The 17,782-nt window shown below is 64.7% G+C and carries 17 protein-coding genes and 1 tRNA gene; 9 read left to right on the top strand and 9 right to left on the bottom strand.

Going from position 1 to position 17,782, the window contains the following annotated elements; all coding sequences use genetic code 11:
• Window positions 1-152 precede the first annotated feature (152 nt).
• Window positions 153-494 (bottom strand): hypothetical protein, encoded by a 342-nt coding sequence (locus tag JJ959_RS10430; RefSeq protein ID WP_292883125.1) that lies wholly within the window; start codon window positions 492-494, stop codon window positions 153-155.
• On the opposite strand from JJ959_RS10430, the gene JJ959_RS10425 reads away from it, so the two are divergent.
• The 3 genes from JJ959_RS10425 to JJ959_RS10415 all read left to right on the top strand — a co-directional run bounded on the left by JJ959_RS10425 (window position 484) and on the right by JJ959_RS10415 (window position 3,771).
• Complete coding sequence (locus JJ959_RS10425) at window positions 484-1,914, top strand: ShlB/FhaC/HecB family hemolysin secretion/activation protein (RefSeq protein WP_292883122.1); 1,431 nt, start codon at window positions 484-486, stop codon at window positions 1,912-1,914. The genes JJ959_RS10430 and JJ959_RS10425 overlap by 11 nt on opposite strands.
• Before the next feature lie 93 nt (window positions 1,915-2,007).
• Window positions 2,008-2,949 (top strand): hypothetical protein, encoded by a 942-nt coding sequence (locus JJ959_RS10420; RefSeq protein ID WP_292883119.1) that lies wholly within the window; start codon window positions 2,008-2,010, stop codon window positions 2,947-2,949.
• Between the two features lie 27 nt (window positions 2,950-2,976).
• Entirely contained in the window at window positions 2,977-3,771 is a 795-nt protein-coding gene (locus tag JJ959_RS10415; protein ID WP_292883116.1) for a hypothetical protein, read from the top strand.
• A gap of 15 nt (window positions 3,772-3,786) precedes the next feature.
• Here JJ959_RS10415 and JJ959_RS10410 read toward each other — a convergent pair whose 3' ends face one another.
• The 6 genes from JJ959_RS10410 to JJ959_RS10385 form a co-directional block, all read right to left on the bottom strand.
• Window positions 3,787-3,936 (bottom strand): hypothetical protein, encoded by a 150-nt coding sequence (locus JJ959_RS10410; protein ID WP_292883113.1) that lies wholly within the window; start codon window positions 3,934-3,936, stop codon window positions 3,787-3,789.
• Window positions 3,929-5,200 (bottom strand): aminotransferase class III-fold pyridoxal phosphate-dependent enzyme, encoded by a 1,272-nt coding sequence (locus JJ959_RS10405; RefSeq protein ID WP_292883110.1) that lies wholly within the window; start codon window positions 5,198-5,200, stop codon window positions 3,929-3,931. The genes JJ959_RS10410 and JJ959_RS10405 overlap by 8 nt, the downstream gene beginning before the upstream one ends.
• A gap of 83 nt (window positions 5,201-5,283) precedes the next feature.
• Entirely contained in the window at window positions 5,284-5,850 is a 567-nt protein-coding gene (locus tag JJ959_RS10400; protein ID WP_292883107.1) for a c-type cytochrome, read from the bottom strand.
• An 8-nt stretch (window positions 5,851-5,858) separates the two neighbouring features.
• Entirely contained in the window at window positions 5,859-7,115 is a 1,257-nt protein-coding gene (locus JJ959_RS10395; RefSeq protein ID WP_292883104.1) for a PQQ-dependent sugar dehydrogenase, read from the bottom strand.
• Between the two features lie 191 nt (window positions 7,116-7,306).
• Complete coding sequence (locus JJ959_RS10390; RefSeq protein ID WP_292883101.1) at window positions 7,307-8,545, bottom strand: MFS transporter; 1,239 nt, start codon at window positions 8,543-8,545, stop codon at window positions 7,307-7,309.
• A 51-nt stretch (window positions 8,546-8,596) separates the two neighbouring features.
• Window positions 8,597-9,745, bottom strand: a complete 1,149-nt coding sequence (locus JJ959_RS10385) for an amidohydrolase (protein ID WP_292883098.1) — start codon at window positions 9,743-9,745, stop codon at window positions 8,597-8,599.
• A 188-nt stretch (window positions 9,746-9,933) separates the two neighbouring features.
• Here JJ959_RS10385 and JJ959_RS10380 point away from each other — a divergent pair, with 188 nt between their 5' ends.
• From JJ959_RS10380 to JJ959_RS10365, 4 genes are all read left to right on the top strand, one after another.
• On the top strand, window positions 9,934-11,208 hold the full coding sequence (locus JJ959_RS10380) for an NAD(P)/FAD-dependent oxidoreductase (protein ID WP_292883095.1): 1,275 nt from the start codon (window positions 9,934-9,936) through the stop codon (window positions 11,206-11,208).
• 41 nt (window positions 11,209-11,249) lie between these two features.
• Window positions 11,250-11,669: a RidA family protein gene (locus JJ959_RS10375; RefSeq protein WP_292883092.1), complete on the top strand. Its 420-nt coding sequence runs from the start codon at window positions 11,250-11,252 to the stop codon at window positions 11,667-11,669.
• Between the two features lie 13 nt (window positions 11,670-11,682).
• The gene (locus JJ959_RS10370; RefSeq protein WP_292883089.1) at window positions 11,683-12,357 is read left to right on the top strand and encodes a DUF1028 domain-containing protein; all 675 of its coding nucleotides are present in this window, start codon (window positions 11,683-11,685) and stop codon (window positions 12,355-12,357) included.
• Window positions 12,358-12,434: 77 nt separating this feature from the next.
• On the top strand, window positions 12,435-13,208 hold the full coding sequence (locus JJ959_RS10365; protein ID WP_292883086.1) for a hypothetical protein: 774 nt from the start codon (window positions 12,435-12,437) through the stop codon (window positions 13,206-13,208).
• A gap of 40 nt (window positions 13,209-13,248) precedes the next feature.
• On the opposite strand, the gene JJ959_RS10360 is transcribed toward JJ959_RS10365, so the two are convergent.
• Window positions 13,249-13,566: a hypothetical protein gene (locus tag JJ959_RS10360; protein ID WP_292883083.1), complete on the bottom strand. Its 318-nt coding sequence runs from the start codon at window positions 13,564-13,566 to the stop codon at window positions 13,249-13,251.
• A 226-nt stretch (window positions 13,567-13,792) separates the two neighbouring features.
• Here JJ959_RS10360 and JJ959_RS10355 point away from each other — a divergent pair.
• Window positions 13,793-13,882 (top strand) — tRNA-Ser (locus JJ959_RS10355).
• Between the two features lie 378 nt (window positions 13,883-14,260).
• Window positions 14,261-15,991 carry a S8/S53 family peptidase gene (locus JJ959_RS10350; RefSeq protein WP_292883081.1) on the top strand — a complete coding sequence of 577 codons (1,731 nt, stop codon included), beginning with the start codon at window positions 14,261-14,263 and terminating at the stop codon, window positions 15,989-15,991.
• A 10-nt stretch (window positions 15,992-16,001) separates the two neighbouring features.
• On the opposite strand, the gene JJ959_RS10345 is transcribed toward JJ959_RS10350, so the two are convergent.
• Window positions 16,002-17,714: an amidohydrolase family protein gene (locus JJ959_RS10345; protein WP_292883078.1), complete on the bottom strand. Its 1,713-nt coding sequence runs from the start codon at window positions 17,712-17,714 to the stop codon at window positions 16,002-16,004.
• Between the last annotated feature and the right edge of the window lie 68 nt (window positions 17,715-17,782).

Below are 17,782 nucleotides of genomic sequence, written 5' to 3'. Positions count from 1 at the left end.
GTGAATTATTTAGCGAACATTTTTATTGAATCTGAACTAAACTAGCTTTATCAATGACTTATGAGTACGTTTGTACCTGCCGACCCGCGAAACTACAACAATATTTTCTGGCGACAAATCCACTTATCCTTATATTTATTATTGATTAACCATTACCCTTTAGACTTGTTTTCGTTTCTATTTTCGATGCGGCCGATGAATACAGCTTCTGCTTCAAAATCGCCTAAAAAGCTGAAGATGAATACGATTTGCGTCATCGGCGTCATAGCGTTGTATTTTGTCGCGTTTTCGGCATCATCCGGGGCCCAACAGGCGACCCCCGTGCGGAACGCGTCAGATGCGCAGATCGAAGAACGGGTTCCACGTGGCGCTGAAAGACCCGCCTCTCGCCCCTCCACTCCCGACGCCCCTAAACCCGCAGCCGAAACCGCCGGAGAAGAAAAGACGTTTCTCCTTGCGGCGGTGACCCTCGAGGGCAACACGGTGTTCGACAAGAACACGCTCGCCCCCTATTACGAGGACATACTTGCGCGGCTCGTAACCTCGGCAGACCTTCAGGCGGCGGCCGAGAGGATCACCCGTCACTATCAGGACCGGGGCTATTTTCTGACCCAGGCCTATCTCCCGCCGCAGGATCTCTCCGCGGGCATCGCGCGGATCCGCGTTGCGGAAGGTTATGTCGAGCGGGTCGACTTTCACGGTAACGGAGAAACGGACGGCTACATCCAGCGCCTGGCGTCTGCGATCGACGAATTCCGGCCGCTGAAACGGTCCGATCTCGAGCGCGTGCTGCTGCTCATCGGGGATTCCTTCGGCCGGATCGTCGACAATGCCGAGATGGAGGAGATCGACCCGCTCGAGGGGCGGTATGCCCTTCAACTCACCCTCAAGGCCAAGCCCGAGAGCGGCGTTGTGGTCCTGGACAATCGCGGAACGACGACCTCCGGCCAGGAGCAGCTCTGGGTTTCGGTCTCGACCAACCGTTTCATCGGCCCCGACACGCAGGCAAGGGTCGGAATTTTCACGATCCCGATGCAGCCGCAGGAACTCAGGTACGGCGAGTTCGAAGTCAGCCGCATGATCGGGAATTCGGGCACGACCATAGGGTCGCTGGTCGCGGCCAGCCAGAGTGACGCCGGCGGGATCGATTCCTTCGACGGCATCGAGGGAGAAAGCGAGAGGATCGTGCTGAAAGCCGCGCATCCCCTCATCCGATCCATGGACAGGAGTCTCTGGCTCAATCTGTCGGCCGACGCCCGCAATGTCTCGGAAGACGACAATGGCGGGCGCAATTTCAAGGACCAGCTCCGAGTCCTGCGCGGTGATCTCTACATGTTTCTGGCGGACGATTTCGGCGGGCAGAACCAGATCTGGACCGAAGTCTCGACCGGTCTCGACGTTCTCGGCGCGTCCGAAAAAGGCGACTTCCGCTCCCGTCTCGGCGCCGACGCCAGCTTCGTCAAGGCCCGTGCCTCGCTCACCCGCCAGCAGGAAATCACCAACGAGATCGGTCTACGCCTCCACCTCGCGGGGCAATATGCGGACGACGAGTTGCTGTCCTCCGAGGAGTTCAGTCTGGGTGGCTCTTCCATCGGCCGGGCCTACGACTTCAGCGAACTCACCGGCGACCACGGCCTCGGTGGAAGCGTCGAGCTGCAGTACGGCGACAGCCTGCGGGACGATTACTTCACCTGGTTCCAGGTCTACGGCTTCTATGACGCCGGCATGGTCTGGAACGAGGGTACGTTCGAATTGCCGCACGAAAGTCTCTCCTCCGCCGGCTTGGGGCTCCGTCTCGACCTTACCGACAGCATCAGGCTTCAGCTGGAATATGCCCGGGGGCTGACCCGCCCCGTCGACGACAGCGGCGGTGATTTCCAGCGTGTCTTCTTCGAGCTCAGCAAGAATTTCTGAGACGCGCCGGAAGACCTGAAAACCGGCACCATTCGGTATGGAAAGCTCCGTCTCAGTTTGGTATGCACAAATCTCAATGAACTGGGGGACCGGATGAGATTTGCGTTACTGGCACTGGCGGCAAGCCTTGCCCTGAGCGGATGCGTCACCACACCGAACGAACCGCCGAAGCCGATCGAGCTGACCGCAGGCAACGGCGCGATGGCGATGAATGTGAGCGTCGATCAAAGCGCAGGGAAAAACTATTACATCTTCACTGTCGCGCAATTCGACCCAAACACCCGACGCGTCATTATGGAAGGCGACAGCCCGAAGTTCCGCGCGAGCTTCACCCAGAGCTTCAATCTCCAGGACGCCGGGGTCGGGTTCTGGAAAAGCCAGCTTCCTGCGGGTTCCTACGCGATCACCAAGATCCAGGCGAAACTCTCCACTGGCATGGGTCCGGGGCAAATTCCCTATGGCGCCGATCCGCTGGCTGTCCTGCTGGTCGGCCTGACCGTCATCGCCATTTCCGAAGCGACGGTGGACGAGCTGTCCTTCATCAACGAGTCCGGTCTGCTGATGGCGGACGCCCCGACCTTCGTGGTTGAGAGCGGCCGGGTGAGCTATCTCGGCAAGATCAGGGTGACCACGGACTCGAAGAGCGCCGATTTCCCGGAATACGACAAGGACGGTCACTGGGACGGCACGAGCATGATCACCAAAACCCAGTACCGCTACATGGCGGACTACAAGTATGACGAACTGGAGCTGAAGCCGTACGAGGAACAACTGAACCTCTCGGCCTATCCGCTGCTGCCGCAGCCGATCGAAGTCTTCAAGACCGTGCGCTTCGTCCTCGAGGATTATGACGGCGTGGAGGAGATCCAGCGGTCGGTGCAGCGTGAGCACAAATCCGCCGAAATCACGGCCCCCGCAGCCCCGGCGCCGGGCGCGCTGGACGGCAAGAGCCGGGCAGAACTGCAACGACTCTATCTCGATGGCGCACTCACGCCCAGCCAGTATGAAGCCGCCCTGAAAACGGCGAGCCAGTAGACACCGACGATCCAGCAGGAAATCACCATGAAACGAGCCTTCCTGATGACAGCAGCTCTCGGGCTGTTCACCGCCGCCTGCCAGACTGTTCCCGAACCGTTGCCGCCGATCCAGATCGCGCCGGGCAAAGGCGTCGCCGCACTCAATCTCTGCGTCGAGCCGACGGTGACGGACTATTCCTTTTCGATCTCGCTGGCGCCCGTGACCGCCGACGGACAGCGCATCGTCGAAGCACCGGCCTCCGTGAAGCAGACGACGACGATCAGCTTCGAGAGCGAGTTCCGCCGACAGGCCAAGCAGAAATTCGAACGGGTCTGCCGGCTCTGGGACCTGGAGCTTGACCCTGGACGCTACACGGTCGCGGATTTCAGCGGTCAGTACGCGGTGTCCGGCACGGACGTCGCCGTCGACCCGCTGTTCCTGCTGATCATCAAGATGGGCGCGGCCGCAGTCTCCGAGGCGAAGAAGAAGGTGATCACCTTCACCGGAAGCGACGGCATCCTCGCTGCCGAAGCACCGGTGTTCGAGGTGAACGAGGCCGAAGTCGCCTATCTCGGCGAGATGATCTTCCGGGCCAATACGCGCGTGCGCGACATCCCGGTGCGGGAGGCGAACGGTTATTGGGACGGTCAGTCGACGGACCGGATCACCGAACTCCAGGTGGTCGCGGACTATTCCGAGCCCGGCGCCGAGATCAGGAACCACGCGGAGCGGCTCAGTCTCGGCACCTACAGCAGCGAGCCGTTCGCGCTTGCCGGCATGACCGGGAAGACTTTCCTGCTCGAGGACTTCCCCGAGATCAAGCCGGGCGACCCCCAGTAACGATCGCTGGTCCTGTCACTGCCGGGGTTTGTCGCCCGGGACAAGCCAGCGCCAGAGCGCGGAGATCATTCGCCCGAGCCGCTGCCAGCGTCCGACCTCGCCGCTCAGGATGAACTCGCCGCGGCGCTTCACGGGCGGCGGCGTCCCCTTGCGTTGCTCAGACAAGGGCCCTCGCCGCGGCCGCGACGGCCTCTTCGGTTTGCGCGAGATCCGCTTCGGTCAGGGCGAGCGAGATATAGAACTTGCTGTCGGGCTTCAGGATGCCGTGCGCCCGGAGCGTGGCATTGAAGATCTTCGCCTGTTCGGCGTTGCCGTCCGTCGTGTCGCGGTAGTTCTTCACCGGCCGGCCGGTGAAGATCACGTCGAACAGGACCGGGTCGCCGACCACCTGGTGCGCGATACCGGCCGCCCCGAGCTCGCGGGTGATCGCGTCCATGACGCGCTGTCCGCTGGCGCGGAGCGTGTCATAGGCGCCCGGCCGCTTCAGCACCTCCATGGTCTTGAGGCCGGCGACGCTCGCCACCGGGTTGCCGCTGAGGGTGCCAATCTGGAAGGTAAAGCCGTCGCCCGCCTTCGCCTTGTCGAAATGGCGCATGATCTCCTCGCGGCCCGCAATCGCCGCGAGCGGGAAGCCACCGCCGATGACCTTGCCAAGCGTGCAGAGATCCGGCGTCACGCCGTATTTTTCCTGTCCGCCGCCATAGGCGAGGCGGAAACCGGTCACCACCTCGTCGAAGATCAGCACAATGCCGCGCTTCGCCGTTTCCTCCCGCAGCATGGCGAGGAATCCCGGCTCCGGCGGGATCAGGCGCTGCAGCGGCTCGACGATCACGCCGGCGATCTCGTGCCCGTGCTCATCCAGCAGGCCGCGGACGAAATCCGGATCGTTGAAGGGCGCGATCAGCATCGCCTCGCGCACCGCCTCCGGAATGCCGGCGCTGTCCGGCACCGCCTGCGGGAAGTTCACCCGCTTCGTCGGCGCGAGGCTCATCAGCGCCTCGCCGGACATGCCGTGATAGCCGCCCTCGAATTTCAGGATTTTCTCGCGGCCGGTATGGGCGCGGGCGAGACGCATTGCGTACATGTCCGCCTCGCTGCCGGTGGAGACGAAACGCACCTGGCCCGCGCAGGCCATGGCCGCCGCGATCTCCTCGGCGAGCTCGATGCCGTGGGTGTTGTTGGCGAAGAAGGTGAAGCCGTGCGCCACCTGCTCCTGCACTGCCTCCAGCACTTCCGGATGGCCGTGGCCGAGCATCATCGGGCCGGAGCCGATCAGGTAGTCGACATATTCCTTGCCGTCCGCGTCCCAGACCCGCGCGCCCTTGCCGCGGGCGATAACGACGCTCGGATCGAAATTGCCGAACCCGGCGGCAGGCAACACCGTCGCCGCCCGTTCGCGCCAGTCCTGGAGGCTCGGAGTGCCGCCCATCGAAATGCTCCCACAAATGTACGGCCGTCATTCAGGCACAGGCGCCGGAAGCATTGCAACGCGAAGAATGTATCGAGACAGGATTACCTGACCGGCTTCACCGTCAGCTTCACGGCGGCGTACCAGTCTGCCGCATCGCGGATCTCGTCATCCGACATCTCGGCGGCGATGGCGCTCATGATCTCGTGCTTGCGCTTGCCGCGTTTGAAGGCCTTCAGCTGGGTGTCGATATAGATATTGGTCTCGCCCGCGAGGTTGGGCGCGTCCTTGAAGAGCGCGAGCCCGTCCGCCCCGTGGCAGGAAACGCAGGCCTGCGGCGCACCTGCGGGATCGGTGCCCGACGGCAGTTCCGCCGTGACCTCGTGCGCCGCGTACCAGCTCGCCACGTCGGCAATCTGCTGGGCGGAAAGTCCCGCCGCGACCACGGACATCATCTCGTGCTGCCGCGCCCCCGTCTTGAAGGCCATGAGCTGGGCCTCGAGATAGGATTTCGGCTCGCCGCCGATATGCGGCGCGATCGGGATCTTCGCGTAGCCGTCGAGCCCGTGGCAGGTGCGGCACATGTTGGCAATCTTGCGTCCCGCCGCCGGATCGTCGGCAGTCGCGGGAACGGCCCCGGCGAGCAGCAGCCCGCCGAGGCCGATGATCATCGCTACTCTCACTTTGCGTAGCTGATCCGGTAGAGCGCGCCCGCGAGGTCGTCGGAGACCAGGATCGAGCCGTCGGGGAGCTGAGCGACATCGACCGGACGGCCGAGATATTCGCCCGTCGCCTCGTCCAGCCAGCCTTCCGCGAACGGCTCCATCGTCGCCTTGCCGTCACCGTCGATGAAGGTGACCATCACCCGCGCGCCGACCGGCGTGGTGCGGTTCCAGGAACCGTGCTGGGCGGAGAAGATCGCATTCTTGTACTTCTCCGGAAACATCCGGCCCGTATAGAAGGTCATGCCAAGGTCGGCCGCATGCGCCACCGTCGCCACGGCCGGCATGACGATGTCGGCGGGCGGCGTCTCGTCCTTGTATTCGTTGGTGCGGGTATCGCCGCCGCCATACCAGGGATGTCCGAAATTCTGCCCCGCGGCGGTCTGCCGGTTCAGTTCGCCCGGCGGAATGTCGTCGCCCATGCCGTCCACCTGGTTGTCGGTGAACCAGAGCTCACCGGTCGCCGGATGGAAATCGTGCCCGACCGAATTGCGGATGCCGTAGGTATAGACCTCGCGCCCGGAACCATCGAGATTCATCCGGATCATTCCGCCGATGCCCCACTTGTCATAAAGCTCGAGCTTGTTGGCCGGCGCCACGTTGAACGGCTGGCCGAGCGAGATATAGATCTTGCCGTCCGGCCCGATCCTGCAGACCCGCGCCGTGTGGTTGAAGCTCTCCTCCTCCGGCGGGATCAGGTCGCCCTGCTTCACCAGATTGAAGGCCGCCACATCCGGACTCTCGTAGAAGAACTCCGCGGCCGGGAACAGCAGCACCCGGTTCTGCTCGGCGATGTAAAGAAAGCCGTCCTTCGAAAAACACGGTCCGTTCGGGATGGCGAAACGCAGCGACGGGGCGAAATCCTTCACCTCGTCCGCCACCCGGTCCTTGTTGCGGTCGGTGACCGACCAGACCTTGTCCTTGCGGGTGCCGACGAAGGTGACGATCCCCTGCGGGCCGACCGCCATGTGCCGCGCATCCGGCACCACGGCATAAAGCTCGATCTTGAACCCGTCCGGCAGCTTGATCCGCTCCAGGGTCTTCTTGATCCCGGCGGCATAGTCCCCGCCCTGCTCGATGAAAGTGAATTCAGTGACGCCGGTGGTCTTGAAGCTGGAGAGCTTCTCCAGATTGTCCGGCACCTGGCCCGACTGCGCGAGCGCCCCGCCCGAGATGACAGAAGACGCCAGTATCGCTGCGATAATCCGCTTCATTGCATTCCTCCCTGCGGCTCGTTTTCAGCCATTATTATACAACCATGATTTGCGTCGCCATCACGTACGTCAAGACGATTCACGGCCTATTTTGTCGGGATTTGATTGAGGAATTAGGGAAGAAAGACTGACACAAGAGACAGCAACTATCTCTTATTGCGGGAAATCTTCCATCTTCTCCAGCGGCTGAATCAGGCCGCTGAGGCGATAAGCCCGCGAAGCCGGGCGGCCACTTGCACGTAGACCGCCGAGAGCCCGACGCACCAGAGCATCATCACGATACCCTGCGTCTCGAGCACGATGCCCCGGTCGATCAGGAGTCCGGTGATGGCCGGGCCGATGGCAGTGGAGAACACCATGGCCGAAACGGCGAGCGCCCGGATCGCGCCGAGGTTCCGGGTGCCGTAGATCTCCGCCCAGACCGCTCCGTTGAGGGCGCTGGAAAACCCGGAGCCGAAACCGATACAGCCGAGAACGACGCCCCAGATCCAGACCTCGTCGCTGGCCTGCAGCAGAACGATCCCGAGCCCTATGGGCAACAGAAAGAGCGGCAGCAGGGCGAGCGCGCCGAACCGGTCGATGATCCGCCCGGCAATGAAGACCGCCGCGATGGCGGAAAACGCATAGGCCGGGTAGCCCGCCGCCATCTCCGCCAGGCTCCAGCCCTTCTCGCCGGAGACATGGGCCTGATGGAAAAAGACCACCGTGCCGATGAAAGCGGGCGTCAGGATGCCCGGGAAGAGCGCCCAATAAGACCAGTGCCGGAGCGCTTCCGGACGGGTCCAGTGCCGCCCGAGCGCCCCCGGCGCCGGCCCGCTCGTCTCGCCGCCCTGGGGCGTGCGATCGCGCGCGAAGAGGACCCAGAGAGCGCCGCCGAAGACCAGCAGCACGGTCGCCGCCGCGAGCCACCAGGCGCCGCGCCAGCCGACCAGCGCGATCGCAAGCACGGCGGTCGCCGGTAGCACGGCCTCGCCGATCCCGTAGCCGAGGGAGGTGATCGCGATCGCCCGGCCGCGCCGCGCCTGGAACCAGCGCGCCGTCGCCGTCATCCCGACATGACTGATCATCCCCTGCCCGAAGAAGCGCAGCCCCAGCACCATGAGGAACAGCATCACGATCGAGTCGTGCAGCGCCATGCCGGCGCAAACCAGCGCGAAGGCGCCGACGACCACCATCGCCAGGGTTCGGAGCCGCATCGTGTCGGCGAATTGCCCACCCTTGATCAGCATCGCCGCCGAGGTCAGCGTCGCGCCGGCATAAAGACTGCCCCATGTCCCGGCGGTCAGCCCGTGCAGCTCCATGAGTTGATCGGCGAAGAGCGAAATGAAGAACGTCTGGCCGAAGGAGGAGCCGAGGGTGCAGAGCAGCCCGGCGGCAAGCCAGCGCGCATTCGAGAGGTAAAAGTTCGGGCGAGGAGGATCCTGATCCATCGACGTGCTTGGCGCCGAATGCCGGACGCTGTCAAGCCCGGGCGCCTCACATCAGCGCTGCCCGAGACGGGCCCGGGCGATCGAGGCGTGCACCTGCGCGCCGTGCAGCAGTGCGGCGTCGTTGAAATCGTAGGAGGGATGATGCAGCGGGGCGCAATCCTCGCCGTTGCCGATGAAGAGGAAGCAGCCCGGCGCATGATCGAGGTAGCGGGCGAAATCCTCGGATCCCGTGACCGGCTCGGCGGCTTCCCCGGCCCGAACCGAAACCGGGCGGGCGGCATCGAGCGCGGCTGCGGAAAGGTCCGCGTCGTTGACCAGGGAAACGAATTCGCGGCTGTAGGTCACTTCCGCCTCGACCGCGTGCAGCATCGCGATCCCGGCGGCGATCCTGCGCATCTCCTCCTCGATGCGGGCGGAGACCTCGGGCCGGAAACTGCGCGCGTCGCCGAGGATCCGGGCGAGGCTCGGCAGGGCATTCCGGGTCCCGTCGGTGGTCAGCTCGGTGACCGAGACGACGGCGATGTCGGCGGGACTGATCCGCCGGGAGACGATGGTCTGCAGTTCCATCACCAGCGCGCAGGCCGGGACCATCACCTCCCGTCCCCCTTGCGGCCGGGAGGCGTGTCCGCCCTTGCCTTTCAGCACGATCTCGAAATTGTCCTCGGCCGACATGAAGGGACCGGAGCGGGTTTCGACATGACCGACCGGCAGGCCCGGCATGTTGTGGATCCCGTAGATCTCGTCGAACGGAAAGCGGCTCACCAGTCCGTCCTCGAGCATGGCGAGCGCGCCCCGCCCCCATTCCTCGGCCGGCTGGAAGATGAAATGAACCGTCCCGTCGAACCCGCCCTCCTCGGCCAGCAGACGGGCGGCACCGAGCAGCATCGCGGTATGACCGTCATGGCCGCAGGCATGCATCGTGCCCGGCGTGGCGGAACTCCATTCGAGACCGGTCGCCTCGGTGATCCTCAGCGCATCCATGTCAGCCCTGAGCGCGATGGCCCGGTTCGAGTTACCCCGCCGGAGCGACCCGACCACCCCGGTCCCGCCGACGCCCTCCGCGACCTCAAGTCCGAGATCGCGCAAGACCTCCGCGACGAAACGGGCGGTCCTCCGCTCCTCGAAGCCGAATTCGGGATTGCGGTGGAAGTCGCGGCGCCACTCGGTCATCTGCCGCTCAAGAAGGGACAGGTCGGACATCGGTTGCTTCTCTCCTGCGGAACGCGGGTTCTGGCCCGGGGCGGATCACTCTAGTCCGGGAAAACGAACGATGTCGCCGGGAAAGCCGTTCCGCGCGCGGACTCGACAAGCGCCTCCGGCTCCAAGCACACTGACGCGATCCATCCTGCCGGGCGCCACTGCCGGACCGAACCAGAAGAGACTTCCGCATGTCCGTTGAGAACATCAACACGCTCGTCATTGGCGCCGGCCAGGCCGGGATCGCGATGAGCGAGCATCTCGGCAAGGCCGGCATTCCTCATCTCGTTCTGGAGCGCGGACGGATCGCCGAGCGCTGGCGCTCGGAACGCTGGGACTCCCTGGTCGCCAACGGCCCCGCCTGGCACGACCGCTTCCCGGGCATGGAGTTCCCGGATGCCGATCCGGACAGCTTCATCCCGAAGGAGAAGGTCGCGGACTATTTTGCCGACTATGCGGAAATGATCGCGGCGCCGGTGCGCTCCGGCGTCGAGGTGACCTCCGTCCTGCGCAACGAGGGCCGCCCCGGCTTTCATGTCGAGACGACGGAAGGCTCCATCGAGGCGGACAATGTCGTGATTGCCACCGGCCCGTTCCAGATCCCGGTGATCCCGCCGGTCGTCCCCGCGAGTGCCGGGATTGCGCAGCTTCATTCCAGCGCCTACCGGAACCCGGACCAGCTCGGCGACGGTGGCGTGATCGTGGTCGGCGCCGGCTCCTCCGGCGTGCAGATCGCGGACGAGCTGAACCGCTCCGGCAGAAAGGTCATCCTCTCGGTCGGCCCGCATCACCGCCCGCCGCGCGCCTATCGCGGACGGGACTATTGCTGGTGGCTCGGCGTGCTCGGCCTCTGGGACATCGCCGCGCCGAAACCGGGCACCGAGCATATCGCGATCGCCGTCAGCGGTGCGCGCGGCGGCGAGACGGTCGATTTCCGGAACCTCGCGCGCCAGGGCATCACCCTCGTCGGCCTGACCGAAGGCTACGAGGACGGAAGCATGCGTTTCGCCGGCGATCTCGCGCGCAATATCGCCGAGGGCGACGAGAATTATCTCTCCGTCCTGCGCCAGGCCGACGCCTTCGCCGCGCGGAACGGGCTCGACCTCCCGCTAGAACCCGAAGCCCATGTCATCGGCCCCGATCCCGACTGCGTCGCCAATCCGATACGGGAGCTGGAGCTGAGGGCGGCCGGGATCGGCACCATCCTCTGGGCCACCGGCTTCCGCACCGACTATGACTGGCTCAAGGTCGATGCCTTCGACGCGGACGGCAGGCCCCGGCACCAGCGCGGCGTCTCGAGCGAGCCCGGGATCTACTTCCTCGGCCTGCCCTGGCTCTCGCGCCGGGGATCGAGCTTCATCTGGGGCGTCTGGCACGACGCCATGCACATCGCCGACCAGATCGCCATCCAGCGCAGCTATCTCGACTACGACGCCGCCGTCCGCGCGCGCGGCGCGGCCGAATAAGGACCGCCGAGGCCCGCAGCAATTCCCACCGGAGACCCGACATGGCCCATGAGCGCCTCAGGACTTTCAACACGAAGGACACCTACCCGGAACAGAAGCTCGACAACGACCTCGCCCAGGCGGTGATCACCCGCGGCGGACGCACGGTCTGGCTGCGCGGCCAGTGCCCGCAGGAACTCGACACGGCGAAGAACATCGAGAGCCACGATCCGGCCGAGCAGACCCACAAGGTGATGCAGAACATCCGGCAATTGCTGGAGGAGGCCGGCGGCTCGATGGAGCATCTGGTAAAGCTCGTCGTCTACATCACCGACATCCGCCACCGCGAGGCGGTCTACCGGACCATTGGCGAGTACATCAGGGGCGTGCACCCGGTCTGCACCGGGCTCGTCGTACAGGCGCTCGCCCGGCCGGAATGGCTGGTCGAAATCGACGGCACCGCCGTCATCCCCGACGACTGAGCCGGAGCCCCCGATGACCTTCTCTCTTGTCGCCCGCTGCACCGAGACCGGCATGTTCGGGATCGCGATCTCCTCCTCCTCGCCCGCCGTCTCGGCGCGCTGCGCCTATACCCGTGCCGGAGTCGGGGCCGTCGCGAGCCAGAACGTGACCGACCCGCGGCTCGGGCCTCTGGTGCTGAACCACATGCAGGCCGGAATGACGGCCGAGGAGGCGATCGAGGCGATGCGGAAGGAAGCCCGGCATCTCGACTACCGCCAGGTGCTCGCCGTCGACAGGAGAGGCGGCACGGCGATCCATTCCGGCGGCAACGCGCTCGGAATCTGGGCCGAAGCGAAGGCGGAGAACGTCGCCTCCGGCGGCAACCTGCTCGCCAACAAGGACGTCCCCGCGGCCATCGTCGCCGCCTTCACCGCCTCGACCGGTCCTCTCGGCGACCGGCTGATCGCGGCCATGCGCGCCGGGCTCGCGGCCGGCGGCGAAGCTGGGCCAGTGCATTCTGCGGGCATGCAGCTGGCGGACAAATACGCCTGGCCGGTCGCGGACCTGCGCTGCGACTGGACCGAGGACTGCCCGATCGAGTCCATAGCGGAAGCCTGGGAGGTCTACAAGCCCCAGCTGGATGCCTATGTCACCCGCGCGCTCGATCCGCGCGCAGCGCCGTCCTACGGCGTGCCGGGGGACGAATAGGCTCAACAATCCCAGCGCATTGTTCTAGAAACGCCTCTGACCGGACTTCGTCCTGCATCTCATTCTGGGGAAAATCGATGCGTTCCATCATGGCGGCGATCGCCATCGCCCTCCTGCTGTCCGCCTGCAAAACCCTAGGCCCGGAGCCGGTCGCGGTTCCACCGCTGACCGTCGGTCCGGGCGAGGGTGCGGTCTCGTTGAAGCTGTGCCGCGAAGGAGACGTGGTCGACCGGAACTATCTGGTGGCCGTCAGCAAAGTCGAAGACGGCTCCGGCACACCCGTCATCAGCGCTGCCCCCGGCGATAGCCGGGCGAGAGGCATCTCTTTTCAGAACGCGACCTTCCTCAGAGATGGCCGCGCCTGTCATATGTGGCAGTTCGCCGCCACGCCCGGAATCTATGTGATATCCGCCATCGAGGAACGCTATCGCCCCGGCCCGGCCTTCAGTCTCCTTGAACTCACGACCCAAACCGTCATCGCCGCGAGCAAGCGGACCGACACGGTCCGCTTCGCGGATTCCTCGGGCCGCCTCGTGGAGCGGGCGCCGACATTCGACATTCGCAACGGCGAAGTCAGCCGCCTCGGCACCCTGATCTTCAATGGCCAGCTGGTTACTTTCCAGGTCCCCGTGCGCGACAAAACCGGATACTGGGACGGGCAGACGTCGGATATCGTCCACGAGCCGCGAATCTCGGCCCTCTATGAGGCTCCGGTTCCGGGCGAGACAGACAACGGCGCCCCGATCGTCGGCAATGTCAGCGGCATGACGCTCCAGACACTGGCCCCGCTCGTCGGCCGCGAGATCGTTCTGGAGGAGCCCGTAAAGCCGGAGTTTCCAGGCAACAGCTGATTCCGTCCGACATGGGACGGGGACCTGACGCCCCCAGACCTCAATGCCGCATGAAAAGGTCCCGCGAAGCCGGGCGGGCACGCAGCCGGGTCAGCAGCCAGAGGCCGATCCCGACCACGCCGAAAACCAGCCAGGCCGGGAGCAGCAGGAGCGTCACCATCACCGGGTGCCAGAGAAAGGGATGGAGATGACGCGAGATCGCCGGCTCGGCGAGCTGCAGGCTGTCCTGGTGCAGCCCGGCCCAGAGCGTGCCGGCATCCATGATGCGCACGGCCTCGGCCTGCCAGCTCGCATAGCCGTCCCGCGCCACCAGCGCCAGCGCGATCAGAATCAGGATCAGCGCAATCAAGCGAAACAACCGCCTCATACATCCCCCGGCGCGCCCCGACCGGCTTCCCGGCGGTCCCGCGCGCACCAACTGCTGTGCCCCCTAACCTGCTGGAAAGCCTACACCAAACGGGTAGGTGGACGAAACAGCGGACACGCACAATCGCCGGAACAGCCCGCCCGCATCTTTTTGCAATATTTCGACGCGCAAACCGTTGCAAAGCCGGAAGGCCTTTTGTATGGTCCGCGCCTCTTCAGGAGGGATGGCCGAGCGGTTTAAGGCGCACGCCTGGAAAGCGTGTTGGGGTGGAAGCCCCTCAGGGGTTCGAATCCCCTTCCCTCCGCCAGAGCCTCCGGGCTCTCCGGTTCCAGACAATCCGCTGTCTGGGCCACGGCGTCGAAGCGCCGTCGGCAACATGATTTCCCTATCCGCACCGCCCCCACCTAGATGCCGCCGAAAGTTGCAAAAAAACCGGCAAGGCCATTGCCATATCTCGCCGCCTCGTGGGACACTCCTGAGTATGTTGTGATGCGATTTTCTCGCAGCCACGCCTACCAGAAGTCACAAGAGAAGAGGCAGTAGACAGATGACGGCCACTGGCACATTCCCGCCCCGCTCGGCCCGGCGCCGGCACGTTTGACGGAGCGCGCGGCGCCATCCGATAAAACGAACGAGATAAACTTAAATTCAATTTTTGAGCGCGCTCCCGCGCCGGAGTTTCATAATGGGTGTCTGGTCGGTCGGAATTATAGATTCAGGGGTAACGAACGAGACCGAGGCCAGGCTCGGGCGGAATCTTTACGAATACGATTACTACTACCGGAACGGCGAGACCGACGGCGGGCGCAGGACCTCTCACGGATCGACCGTTGCCGAGTCGGTCGAGCGGACCAACGCCGCGCTCGAGCGGATCGACCTGCAGGTCACCAGCAACAGCGGATATTCCGTCTCTATTCCGGCGATCCAGAACGCTCTGGGCAAGTTGGCAAGCCTGAACGACGCCGGATGGCATATCGGCGCCTACAATATGAGCTTCGGCAGCCCCTATGCGTCCTGGGCCTCGTCGTTCCAGTCGCAGATCAATGCTCTGGCCAATCGCGGCATCTACGGTGTCGCCTCGGCAGGTAACAGCGGTAGCGCAACCGGTCTCGAGAACCCGACCTATCCGGCCGGTCTCTCCAACGTAATCTCGGTCGGCAGCCATGACGGCGCCGGCAACCCGAGCAACTTCTCGCAAAACAGCCCTGCGACGGTCCACGTGCTTGCAGACGGCGAGGGCTTCCCGGGTTCGACAGATTTCGGAACGAGTTTCGCGGCGCCGCAGGTAGCCGCCACGGTCACCACCGTCCAGGCGCTGGTCGAAGGCGTCACCGATCACCGGCTTTCTTTCGGTCAGGTCATCGACGTGCTGCAACTCGGCGGCGCCGGTCCGCAATCGGCGGCCGACCCGGCGAACGGCGTGACGACATATTTCCTCCATACCCATACCGGGTCGGTCGATTACGCGCTCGCGACCTATGTCGATCCGAATTTCAGCGGGCTCGAGTACATCGCCTCGTACTCCGATCTGGAGGCGGCGTTCAGCAGGGACGCGGGCGCGGCGCGGGCGCATTTTCTCAATGCCGGCGTCTATGAAGGCCGTACGGTCGAGTTCGACGGCCTGGAATATGTCGCCAGCCACCCGGACCTGATCGGGTCCATCGGCACCAACCGTGAAGTGGCGGCCGCGCATTATCTGGACACCGGACGCCGCGAAGGCCGCCTGACCAATTTCGACGCTGACAATTACATGAAAGCGAATCCGGATCTCGCTGCCGCCTTTGGCGGGGACGACGATCTGGCAACCCGACACTACATCACCAGCGGTTATTTCGAGGGCCGTTCGACAGGTGACCTCGATGGTCCGTCCATAGGGGCTCCGCAGATCAGCTGGGGCATTTCAGAGGGGACAACCGATCTGCCCTTTGCCAGAAATACCCACGGATACGTAGGCGTCGGCCAGAGCGTTACGGGAACGGTCGCAGTTCCAGTAGGAGGACAGTACGACCTGGACCTGTTTCGTACGGACCTTGTCGCTGGACAAACCGTCGTCATCCACGCGCGCGGTGGTCACTCGGGTGGAGGAAACCTGCACGATCCATACGTCGCGATCTATGACAGCGACGGTTTCTTTCTGGCCAACGACCGCAATAGCGGCGTCGGTCTGGATGCCGCATTGACCTACACGCCCACTGAAAGCGGAACGCATTACATCATGGTGACCGGCGGCTTAAATCATTTTGGCACCTACACGGTCGATGTGTTGCGGGTCCACAATGCGATGCTCGCTTCCGCGACGGACGAACCGGCCGCGTTCGAACTGTCCGCGGTCGAACCGGCACCGGAGCCCGAATCGGACGATATCCAGCTGAAAGCCGTCGGCCCGGAGCCGGTCTACACCGACTGGGTCTACTGACCCGCGCCCCTCACCGCTGCCCGCGCACCACCGTGCCGGGCAGAGCCTCGGTCGCCTCGCCGCCGCGATAGGTGATCTTGCCGGAGACGATGGTCGCCTCGTAGCCGGTCGATTTCTGCATCAGCCGCTTGCCGTCCGCCGGCAGGTCATGAGTCACGTAGGGATCGGAGAAGCCGACGCGGTCCCAGTCGATGATATTGACGTCCGCCTTCTTGCCCGGCGCGAGCACACCCCGGTCGGAGAGACCGGCGGCGCTCGCCGTATCCGAGGTCAGGCGCCGGATCACGTCGGTCATAGGGAAGCGGGCGCGATCACGGCCCCAGTAGCTCATCAGCCAGGTCGGATAGCCCGCATCGAGGATGAAGCCGACATGGGCGCCGCCGTCGCCGAGCCCCATGATCGCGTTCCGGTCCGCCAGCATCTCCTCCGGCGCGCTCATGTCGTAGTTCGCGTAGTTGACGAGCGGCGTATAGATGAAGCCGCGCCCCTCGCGCTCCAGCAGGATGTCGTAGGCGACCTCGGGCGCCGTCCGGCCTTCCCGCTCGGCAATGGCGGCGATGGACTGGTCCTTCGCCGGCTCGTAATTCGCCGGCGAGCCGAGGCGGAACATCTTGGAGAAGGAGATCCGGTGGATCAGCGGGAAGGTGCTGTTCTTCACCGGATCCTCGGAAAGGATCTTCGCCCGCACCTCCGGGTCGCGCATCGCCGCCACGCGGTCCTTCAGCGGGAGGTCCTGGATCGAGCGGTAGGTCGCGGTGCCGGAGAACGGATTCTGGCTGCCCTCGAGGCCAAGCAGGATGCCGATCGGGCGCGGCGCCACCACCGGGCGGATCGAGAGCCCGTCATTGGCCGCCTCGCCCGCGAGCCGCAAGAGATCGCGCCAGAAATGCGGCCGGTCGTGGCGCTGGTTGAGAGTGAAGACGGCGGTCCGCCCGCTGGTCTCGATCACCCGGCGGAGCATGGCGAATTCGGTCTCCGGGTCTGGCTGGTCCCAGTCAGACACCATCTCGAGAAAACCGGACCCCGCATCCGCCATGCCCATGGCGATGCCGGTCAGCTCCTCCTCCTGCGCGCGCAGGGTGGGCGTGTAGTCGCCGGCGAGGCTCTTGTGGCTGATCGTGCGGGAGGTGGAGAAGCCGAAGGCGCCGGCGCGGACCGCGTCCGCCGCGATCTGCCGCATCTTCGCGATGTCCTCCGCCGTCGCGTTTTCCAGCTGCAGCGCCCGCTCGCCCATGACATAGACCCGGACCGCGGCATGGGGCAGCAGCACGCCGAGATCCATGTCGCGCGGCAGCTTCTCCAGCACGTCGAGATACTCCTCGAAGCTTTCCCACTGCCAGTTCAGCCCCTGGTGCAGGACCGGGCCCGGGATGTCCTCGACGCCTTCCATCAGCTCGACCAGCTTGTCCCGGTCGGCCGGCTTGCAGGGCGCGAAGCCGACGCCGCAATTGCCCATGATCGCCGTGGTGACGCCGTGCCAGGCGGAGGGCGCGAGATGGCTGTCCCAGACGGCCTGCCCGTCATAATGGGTGTGGATGTCGACGAAGCCGGGCGTGACAAGCTTGCCGCGCGCGTCGATCTCCTCGACGCCGCGCCGTCCCGCGACCTCGCCGATGGCCACGATCTTGTCACCGGCGATGGCGAGATCCGCCTCCACCGGCTCCGCCCCGGTGCCGTCGACGATGGTTCCGTTGCGGATGATCAGAGTAGGCTCTGCGGACATGGCGACGTCTCCCTGGGATTATTCTCTTTTTCCAAGAGTGTGAGCCACCGCACAGGCGCCGTAAAGCA

It is taken from the genome of Nisaea sp., assembly GCF_017640745.1.
In the GTDB taxonomy this organism is placed as follows: Bacteria; Pseudomonadota; Alphaproteobacteria; order Thalassobaculales; family Thalassobaculaceae; genus Nisaea.
This window is presented reverse-complemented; position numbering and strand designations above follow the sequence as displayed.

What these genes read in the sequence shown, in the direction of transcription:
- JJ959_RS10420 (WP_292883119.1), top strand. Translation starts at nt 2,008, where the DNA reads ATGAGATTTGCGTTACTGGCACTGGCGGCAAGCCTTGCCCTGAGCGGA.
- JJ959_RS10415 (WP_292883116.1), top strand. Translation starts at nt 2,977, where the DNA reads ATGAAACGAGCCTTCCTGATGACAGCAGCTCTCGGGCTGTTCACCGCC.
- JJ959_RS10405 (WP_292883110.1), bottom strand. Translation starts at nt 5,200, where the DNA reads ATGGGCGGCACTCCGAGCCTCCAGGACTGGCGCGAACGGGCGGCGACG.
- JJ959_RS10400 (WP_292883107.1), bottom strand. Translation starts at nt 5,850, where the DNA reads ATGATCATCGGCCTCGGCGGGCTGCTGCTCGCCGGGGCCGTTCCCGCG.
- JJ959_RS10395 (WP_292883104.1), bottom strand. Translation starts at nt 7,115, where the DNA reads ATGAAGCGGATTATCGCAGCGATACTGGCGTCTTCTGTCATCTCGGGC.
- JJ959_RS10390 (WP_292883101.1), bottom strand. Translation starts at nt 8,545, where the DNA reads ATGGATCAGGATCCTCCTCGCCCGAACTTTTACCTCTCGAATGCGCGC.
- JJ959_RS10385 (WP_292883098.1), bottom strand. Translation starts at nt 9,745, where the DNA reads ATGTCCGACCTGTCCCTTCTTGAGCGGCAGATGACCGAGTGGCGCCGC.
- JJ959_RS10380 (WP_292883095.1), top strand. Translation starts at nt 9,934, where the DNA reads ATGTCCGTTGAGAACATCAACACGCTCGTCATTGGCGCCGGCCAGGCC.
- JJ959_RS10375 (WP_292883092.1), top strand. Translation starts at nt 11,250, where the DNA reads ATGGCCCATGAGCGCCTCAGGACTTTCAACACGAAGGACACCTACCCG.
- JJ959_RS10370 (WP_292883089.1), top strand. Translation starts at nt 11,683, where the DNA reads ATGACCTTCTCTCTTGTCGCCCGCTGCACCGAGACCGGCATGTTCGGG.
- JJ959_RS10365 (WP_292883086.1), top strand. Translation starts at nt 12,435, where the DNA reads ATGCGTTCCATCATGGCGGCGATCGCCATCGCCCTCCTGCTGTCCGCC.
- JJ959_RS10350 (WP_292883081.1), top strand. Translation starts at nt 14,261, where the DNA reads ATGGGTGTCTGGTCGGTCGGAATTATAGATTCAGGGGTAACGAACGAG.
- JJ959_RS10345 (WP_292883078.1), bottom strand. Translation starts at nt 17,714, where the DNA reads ATGTCCGCAGAGCCTACTCTGATCATCCGCAACGGAACCATCGTCGAC.